4 protein-coding genes and 2 pseudogenes are annotated in these 5902 nt (G+C 55.9%); 3 read left to right on the forward strand and 3 right to left on the reverse strand.

The features are described 5' to 3' along the window. Positions 1–82: 82 nt before the first annotated feature. Positions 83–532 (reverse strand): MFS transporter, encoded by a 450-nt coding sequence (locus tag ACIQ0R_RS10705; protein ID WP_395827073.1) that lies wholly within the window; start codon positions 530–532, stop codon positions 83–85. Next, entirely contained in the window at positions 465–758 is a 294-nt protein-coding gene (locus ACIQ0R_RS10710) for a hypothetical protein (protein WP_395827076.1), read from the reverse strand. Before ACIQ0R_RS10710 ends, ACIQ0R_RS10705 begins: the two co-directional genes overlap by 68 nt. Positions 759–1190: 432 nt before the next feature. On the opposite strand from ACIQ0R_RS10710, the gene ACIQ0R_RS10715 reads away from it, so the two are divergent. The 3 genes and pseudogenes from ACIQ0R_RS10715 (at position 1191) to ACIQ0R_RS10725 (ending at position 4597) form a co-directional block, all read left to right on the forward strand. Then, complete coding sequence (locus tag ACIQ0R_RS10715; protein ID WP_395827079.1) at positions 1191–1790, forward strand: TetR family transcriptional regulator C-terminal domain-containing protein; 600 nt, start codon at positions 1191–1193, stop codon at positions 1788–1790. A gap of 173 nt (positions 1791–1963) precedes the next feature. Continuing rightward, positions 1964–3079: pseudogene (locus tag ACIQ0R_RS10720) on the forward strand (alkene reductase). A gap of 330 nt (positions 3080–3409) precedes the next feature. Beyond that, positions 3410–4597 (forward strand): acyl-CoA dehydrogenase, encoded by a 1188-nt coding sequence (locus ACIQ0R_RS10725; RefSeq protein WP_395827082.1) that lies wholly within the window; start codon positions 3410–3412, stop codon positions 4595–4597. Positions 4598–4606: 9 nt separating this feature from the next. Here ACIQ0R_RS10725 and ACIQ0R_RS10730 read toward each other — a convergent pair. Continuing rightward, positions 4607–5827 (reverse strand): annotated as a pseudogene (locus ACIQ0R_RS10730) (Nramp family divalent metal transporter); the annotation flags it as partial. Between the last annotated feature and the right edge of the window lie 75 nt (positions 5828–5902).

A 5902-nucleotide genomic window follows, 5' to 3' on the forward strand; every position in this document is an offset into this window, starting at 1 on the left:
CTCCTTGAACTCCGCCGTGTACATCTGTTTTGGTATCTTCTTCATTGCTGGTCTTTCCAAAGGATCGTTGATTTTACGTTACCTATGGAAGACTAAATTTCGGGGGAAGCTCAGACATATCCAGTTGGTGCGTGGCAAACAAGATCTGCAGCGCCAGATAACCGTTAAACAGAATCTGCCACAGCGCAGTCCCCCAGGCCAGCGCCCATAGCACTTTATGATTTCTGACCATTCTGATGCTGTCCATCATTTCACGCAACGGATGGCGACTGGAAGGAGCTGGGTAAGGATCGCGCTTTTTCAGATAGCAAAGGTTCCACCATGAAGAAACAAAACTGACAGCATTGACCGGCACCGCCACCGGCGCCGTCAACGCCTGCACCAGCATACCAGCGACACCCGGACCGACCAGGCGCGCCATCGAATCGGTGGCGGCGAACTTGCTTTGCGCATCGAGCAGGTGTTCACGACCAACCAGTTGCGCCACGAATACCTGTGCCGCGCTGCCGCCGACCACGAAACCGACACCCATCAGAAAGCCAGCCCACCGCATAGAGCACGTGCATGGACAGCAGGCCCAGCCAGTAGCAGACTGGAATTACCGCCAGCACGCAGCCAAACAGAAATTCCGACCACAGCAGCACAGGATGCTTGCTGCGGCGATCCAGCCAAACTCCGGCCAGCAGCGAGAACAACGCAAACGGCAAGGTTTGCAAGGCAATCAACATGCCCATCTGCGCTGGCGTAGCGTGCAGCAACAGTACGGCTGTCAGCGGGATCGCAAGACTGCTGACCTGTCCACCAAAACTGGCGATGTGGTGGTCAGCCAGAAACGGCGGAAGTCATGATGGCGCAGTATCGGATCGGTCGATAGCTTACACATGCAAAATAGGCGGAAGGCGTTAAAAATGATGGCAACTCTTCGAAAGCGGCATACGGGTAAGCAAGCGAAATGCGCGATTGCAGCATGGTAAGCCTTGGGTAAAAACTTGTGCAAATAATACCCGTTTTATCAGTTGCCCTAACGCACTTTTATAAATTAAATGTGTCGATTTGGCCGCGACGACACAGGTGTTCTGCGACTGCGACGCAGACGATTTTGAGGCATGTCAGCGGCGCTGCAGGGTTTCTAAAAAGAGAACAAATCGAGGTCGCCAAGCATTTTAAGACGACTGGTCATATAATACGGCATGGATAAAACTTCCCCACCCAACGACACCCGCGCAACGCTGCTCGAAACCGGACTCAAACTGTTTGCCGAACAAGGCTACAACGGTACCGGGATCAAGGAAATCGTCGATGCCGCCGGCGTGCCTAAGGGTTCGTTCTATAACTACTTTAAGAGCAAGGAAGATTTTGGTGGCGAGGTCATTTCGCACTACGCCAACGGCTTCGCCACGAATTGGTCCAAGTATTTCGCCGAAGGCCCCGAAGAGCCTCTGGCTGCTTTGCGTTACACCTACGAACGTCTGATCCGATATCACGAACAATGCGAAGTAAAAGCCGGCTGCCTGCTGGGTAATTTTGCTGCGGAAATGGCCGAGTCCAGCGAGGTGTGCCGGATCATGTTGCAGCAGGTGGTAAGCGGCTGGCGCGCAAGCTTTGTCAGCTATCTGCGTCAGGCACAGGCAGATGGCTCCGTGCGCACCGACCTCAGCGCAGAGCAATTGGCAGACTTTTTCTGGAATGGCTGGGAAGGTGCGTTGCTGCGTATGAAGATAGAACGCTCAACAGCGCCTGTGCGGGCTTGCGTGACCCTGATGTTTGATCATTTTTTCTTGCCACAATAGTTATTGTCCGCTACTGCTAACCTCGTTCAACAAGAAAAGAAGTTGAAATGAAATAAATATTTTCAAAAAACTTAAGACGACTGGTCATTTTATATATATCGAAATTTATATTCCCTGCTGTAACCCAAACCACCCAACGCCACCGTGCGTTTTTTTGAAGAAGGAATAAACGTATGAGTAGTAATCAAGAAACCCGCACCGAAGACAGCCTGTTCCAACCAGTGCGCATCGGCGACATCGAACTGTCGAACCGCATCGTTATGGCTCCGCTGACCCGCAATCGCGCCGGCGAAGGCAATGTGCCCAACGAACTGAACCTGAAATATTGTGCGCAACGCGCCAGCGCCGGCATGATCATTACCGAAGCGACGCAAGTATCGGCACAAGCCCAAGGCTATGCCAGCACGCCTGGCCTGCACACGCCCGAACAAGTCGCCGGTTGGAAAAAAATCACCGACGCCGTGCACGCCAAAGGCGGCCGTATCGTAGTACAAATCTGACACACCGGCCGCATGTCGCACGTCTCGTTTCAACCGGGCAATTTGGCACCGGTAGCACCGTCAGCAATCCGCGCCAACGCGCAGACTTATGTCGTCGGCGAAGGCTTTGTCGACACCTCGGTGCCACGCGAACTGGCTCTGGAAGATATTCCTGGCGTAGTCGACGATTTCCGCCAGTCCGCGCGACGTGCGATGGATGCTGGTTTCGACGGCATTGAAATCCACGGCGCTCACGGCTACCTGCTTGACAGCTTTCTGCGCGACGGCTCCAACCAGCGCAACGATATCTACGGCGGCAGCATCGAAAACCGCAGCCGGCTGCTGCTCGAAGTAGTCGCCGCCACCACTGCCGAAATCGGCGGCGGGCGGGTTGGCGTGCGTCTGTCCCCGGTATCCCCAGTGAATGATTCGAGCGAGAGCAATCCGCAACCGCTGTTCAATTACTTGGTCGAACAGTTGAACCAGTTCGGCTTGGCCTACCTGCATGTGGTCGAAGGGCGCACCGGCGGCCCGCGCGACAATGCGCCTTTCGATTACGAAGCTCTGCATCAACGCTTCAACGGCGTCTGGATGGTCAACAACGGCTACGACCGCATGATGGCGCGCGCAGCAATCGCCAGCGGCCACGCCGACCTGGTCGCCTTCGGCCGTGCCTCCATCACCAACCCGGATCTGGTCTACCGCCTGCAACATAACCTGCCGCTCAACGCACCGTTCAGCGATGCGCCGTTGTATGGTGGTGTCGGCGAACATGGATACACCGACTATCCGGCACTAATAGAAGCCTGAGTCACAACTTGATCGGGCAGTAAAAGCAAGATCGCAAGAAACCGTGCAACATGCGCTCCGCAGTGCGTCAGACAGAGCAAAAGCCAAACCTTAAATGGGGTCGGAGTCGAATTTTTGTTGCATATAAATTTGACTCCGACCCTATTTAATTGCTATTTAATTCTCTATTTAATTCTGACCCTATTTAATTGGTGCTCATGTTTAATTGTGTAGTCGGCAAGGTGTAGTTCGCCAATAAGGGGGCATGTGCCAGGATATGAAATCCGGATCTGGCTGCAGGCTTGGGTTGCGGATCATTCGCCGGATTGCCCCCTATTTTGGAGAAATCATATGCCGTCAACACATGCCAGTTTCCATTGGGATGACCCGCTTTTGCTGGAGCAGCAACTCAGCGTCGAGGAACGTATGGTTCGCGATAGCGCCGCGGCTTATGCACGCGACCGGCTGGCGCCACGCGTCACGCTGGCGTTTCGCAACGAGCAGACCGATACCGATATCTTTTGCGAGATGGGTGAAATAGGATTGCTTGGCGCTACCCTTCCACAGGAGTATGGCGGCGCTGGTCTCAACTACGTCGGCTATGGCTTGATCGCGCGCGAAATCGAGCGCATCGATTCGGGATACCGCTCAATGATGAGCGTGCAAAGCTCACTGGTGATGCTGCCGATTTTTGAGTTCGGCAACCTCGCGACAAAGCAAAAATACCTGCCGCAACTGACTAGCGGTGCGCTGATCGGCTGCTTCGGCCTGACTGAGCCGGATCACGGCTCCGATCCCGGCAGCATGGTCACGCACGCCCGTAAGGTGGACGGGGGTTATCGCATCAGCGGCAGCAAGATGTGGATCACAAACAGCCCGATTGCCGATGTATTCGTGATCTGGGCCAAGGACGATGAGGGGGCGATCCGTGGCTTTGTACTTGAAAAAGGCTGGCAAGGGTTGTCGACACCGGTGATACACGGCAAGGTCGGCCTGCGCACCTCGATCACCGGTGAAATCGTGATGGACCAAGTGTTCTGTCCGGAAGAAAATGCCTTCCCCGATGTGCGCGGCCTGAAAGGGCCGTTCACCTGTCTCAACGCAGCGCGCTATGGGATTGCCTGGGGCGCGCTAGGCGCGGCGGAATTCTGTTGGCATACGGCGCGTAGGTACACGATGGATCGCCAGCAATTCGGCCGGCCTCTGGCGGCAAACCAACTGGTGCAGGTGAAACTGGTCAACATGCAGACGGAGATTACGATGGCGCTGCAGGGCTGCCTGCGGCTTGGCCGCATGAAAGACGAAGGTAGCGCGGCGCCCGAGATCACGTCGATCATGAAGCGTAATTCCTGTGGCAAGGCGCTTGACATCGCCCGCCTGGCGCGCGACATGTTGGGCGGCAACGGCATTTCCGACGAATTCGGCGTGATGCGCCATCTGGTGAATCTGGAGGTCGTCAATACCTACGAGGGCACGCACGATGTGCATGCGCTGATCCTGAGCCGGGTGCAGACCGGGATCGCGGCATTCGCCAACTAAAAATCGCGGCTAACCAAGGCCAAACACCTGCAGCACCAGCCAGATATTGGCCGCTGAGATCACCAGGAACAAAAACCAGGACAGGGCCGTTGTCTACCATGAATTGACGAACACACCCATGATGTCGCGGCGGCTGGTCAGGCGGATCAGCGGGTACATCGCAAACGGCAATTGCAGACTCAGCACTACCTGACTCAGCACCAGCAAGCGTCCGACCGAATGTTCGCCCCAGGTCAGCACGCCAATCAATGCGGGCGCCAGCGCCAGCCCGCGTGTCAGCAGACGCCGTTGCCAGCACGGGATCTGTAGTTGCAGAAAACCTTCCATGATGACCTGGCCCGCAATCGTTCCGGTGAACGTCGAACTCTGGCCTGCCGCCAGCAAAGCCAGACCAAACAGGAAGCCGGCGACGGCCGTGCCGGCAATCGGATCGAGCAGATGATAGGCCTGATCGATATCGACCACCGCGGTATTGCCGGTTGCATGGAAAGCGCTCGCCGCCAGCACCAGGATGGCGCCATTGATGATCAACGCCAGGAACAACGAAACGATGGTATCGAGCCGCGACAGCTGTATCGCCTGGCGCTTGCTCGGTTCATTGTTGGCCACTACACGGGTTTGCACGATCGACGAGTGCAGGTAGAGATTGTGCGGCATCACGGTGGCGCCCAGGATGCCAATGGCGAGGTACAGCGGCTCACGGCTAGCCAAGCTACTCAACGACGGCAACAAGCCGGCGGCCACAGCGTGCCAGTCCGGCTTGAGGAAAACCAGTTCAGCGAACAGGCAAACGGCAATGGTCAACACCAAGCCAAGGATGATCGCCTCAATCTGACGGAAGCCCTTGCCTTTCAACCCTAACACCAGCAAGGTATCGAACGCCGTCAGGATCACCCCTACCGGCAGCGAGACGCCGAGCAGCAGCTTGAACGCCAGCGCGCAACCGAGGACTTCGGCGAGGTCGCAGGCGACGATGGAAACCTCGGCAAAGAACCACATGCCTTTACTGACTGCGGGGCTGTAATTCTCGCACGAATGCACCGCCAGATCTTTATTGGTCACAATTCCCAGCCGCATGCTGAGGCATTGCAGAACGATGGCGGCCAGGCTCGACAGCAACACAACAAACAGGAGCTGATACCCGAACTGCGAACCGGCCTCAATTGAGGTGGCCCAGTTGCCCGGGTCCATATAGCCGACCGAGATCAGTGAGCTTCCCCCGAAATTTAGTCTTCCATAGGTAACGTAAAATCAACGATCCTTTGGAAAGACCAGCAATGAAGAAGATACCAAAACAGATGTACA

The sequence above is a fragment of the Collimonas sp. genome (assembly GCF_044339385.1).
Taxonomy (GTDB): domain Bacteria; phylum Pseudomonadota; class Gammaproteobacteria; order Burkholderiales; family Burkholderiaceae_D; genus Collimonas.

What these genes read in the sequence shown, in the direction of transcription:
- ACIQ0R_RS10725 (WP_395827082.1), top strand. Translation starts at nt 3,410, where the DNA reads ATGCCGTCAACACATGCCAGTTTCCATTGGGATGACCCGCTTTTGCTG.
- ACIQ0R_RS10715 (WP_395827079.1), top strand. Translation starts at nt 1,191, where the DNA reads ATGGATAAAACTTCCCCACCCAACGACACCCGCGCAACGCTGCTCGAA.
- ACIQ0R_RS10705 (WP_395827073.1), bottom strand. Translation starts at nt 532, where the DNA reads ATGGGTGTCGGTTTCGTGGTCGGCGGCAGCGCGGCACAGGTATTCGTG.